The sequence below is a fragment of the Marilutibacter maris genome, from assembly GCF_006546735.2.
Taxonomy (GTDB): Bacteria; Pseudomonadota; Gammaproteobacteria; order Xanthomonadales; family Xanthomonadaceae; genus Marilutibacter; species Marilutibacter maris.
This window is the reverse complement of record NZ_VICD02000074.1, coordinates 1-1896: the sequence shown is the minus strand read 5'-3', so window position 1 is coordinate 1896 and position 1896 is coordinate 1. Positions and strand designations below refer to the sequence as shown.

The 1896-nt window shown below is 71.0% G+C and carries 2 protein-coding genes; one reads left to right on the top strand and one right to left on the bottom strand.

Features of this window, described 5'->3' with window-relative positions:
• A partial coding sequence (locus FKV24_RS05355; protein WP_170288221.1) for a LysR substrate-binding domain-containing protein occupies positions 1-797 on the top strand: 797 nt, incomplete at its 5' end.
• A 12-nt stretch (positions 798-809) separates the two neighbouring features.
• Here FKV24_RS05355 and xth read toward each other — a convergent pair.
• The gene (xth, locus tag FKV24_RS05350) at positions 810-1595 is read right to left on the bottom strand and encodes an exodeoxyribonuclease III (RefSeq protein WP_141481639.1); all 786 of its coding nucleotides are present in this window, start codon (positions 1593-1595) and stop codon (positions 810-812) included.
• Positions 1596-1896 lie beyond the last annotated feature (301 nt).

Below are 1896 nucleotides of genomic sequence, written 5' to 3'. Positions count from 1 at the left end.
GCGTGACCCGCGCGGTGGCGGCGCTGGAGGCGCGGCTGGGCGCGCGGCTGTTCCACCGCACCACCCGGCGGGTGCAGCTGACCGATGCCGGCGACCGCTTCCTGCACGAATGCCGGCGCCTGCTCGCCGATCTGGCCGAGGCCGAGGCGGCGGCGGCCGGCACCCACGCGACCCCGCGCGGCCGGGTCGGGGTCACCAGCTCGCAGCTATTCGGTCGCGGCCATGTCGGCCCGCTGCTGTGCACCCTGCTGCGCCGGCAACCGCTGATCAGCGTGCACACCTTGTTCGTCGACCGCGTGGTCAACCTCTACGAGGAACACATGGACATCGCGGTGCGCCTAGGCGCCCTGGCCGAATCGTCGTTGCGCGCGGTCCAGGTCGGGCAGGTGCGGCGGATGGTGTGCGCGGCGCCGTCCTACCTGGATGCGCACGGCGTCCCCGCCAGCCCCGACGCGCTCGCCGGGCATGCCTGCATCCAGTTCACCGGCCAGAGTCCGGGCCCGGAGTGGAGTTTCGACTCCGGCCGCAGCGTGCGCGTGCATTCGCGGCTGACCACCGACAGCGCCGATCTGGCGATCGCCGCCGCGATCGCCGGCGACGGCTGCGCGCGCCTGCTCAGCTACCAGGTCGCGCCGGCGCTGGCGTCGGGCGCCCTGGTGGTGGTGCTGGCCGGATTCGAGCCGCCGCCGCTGCCGGTCCATGTCCTGCATCACGAGGGCCGCCGGGTCTCGGCCAAGGTCCGCACGGTGTTCGATCACCTGGTCGAGGGCCTGCGCGCGGACCCCGCGCTGGCCTGAGCGGCGCTCCGCTCAGCCCAGCTGGACCCAGGCGGGGGCGTGGTCGCTCGGCCGCTCCCAGGTGCGCGGCTCGCGATCGATGCCGGCGCCCGAACAGGCCTCGCGCAAGGCGTCCGAGACCAGGGTCAGGTCGATACGCAGGCCGCGGTCGCGGCGGAATCCGGCCTGACGGTAGTCCCACCAGCTGAACACCCCGCCCTCCTCGTGGTGCAGGCGATAGCCGTCGTGCAGGCCCAGCGCGCAAAGCCTGCGCAGCGCGTCGCGCTCGGCGGTCGAGGTCAGGATATGGCCGTCGTTCCACAGCTCCGGGTCGTGGACGTCGCGGTCGTCGGGGGCGATGTTGAAGTCGCCCAGCACCACCAGCCGCGGATGCCGCTGGATCTCCGCGGCCAGCCAGCCGTGCACCGCATCGAGCCAGCGCAGCTTGTAGTCGTACTTGTCGGTGCCCACGTCCTGGCCGTTGACCACGTACAGGTTGACGATGCGCACCGGATCCGACGTTCCGGGCGCGGCGACGGTCGCCGCGATCACCCGCTTCTGTTCGTCCTCGAAGCCGGGAATGCCGATCTGCACATCGTCGATCGCCCCGCGCGCGAGGATCGCCACGCCGTTGTAGGTCTTCTGTCCGGCGAACACGCTGCGCCAGCCGTCGGCGGCCAGGACCTCGTCCGGAAACCGGCTGTCCTCCAGCTTGGTCTCCTGCAGCGCGACGATGTCCGGCGCCGCCTGCGACAACCACTGCTGCAGATGCGGGAGGCGGACGTTGAGGGAATTGACGTTCCAGCTGGCGATTTTCATGGCGCGAGTGTAAAGGCTTCCGCCTTGGGAGGGTTCCTTCCGCCCCGGTAGAAGGAACCGGAGCAACTGGCTCCTGACACCCGCCGCGTGGCTGCGCCCCCTCCAGCAGCCGGGCTTGTCCAAGGTTTCCTTTTCCTGGGATCAAGAGCAAAGGCTTCCGCCTTCGGCGGGTTCCTTTTGTCTTGGCAAAAGGAACCAAAACCGCTCGCTCCTGACGCCCGCCGGGCCGGCTGCGCCGTCCCGGTCCCCTGTGCGCCTCGAGGCCGGCGGCACGGCGCCCAAACTCGCTGCGCTCAGACAT

Excerpts from the sequence above, each read along its gene's own strand:
- xth (WP_141481639.1), bottom strand. The coding sequence starts at position 1,595 with ATGAAAATCGCCAGCTGGAACGTCAATTCCCTCAACGTCCGCCTCCCG.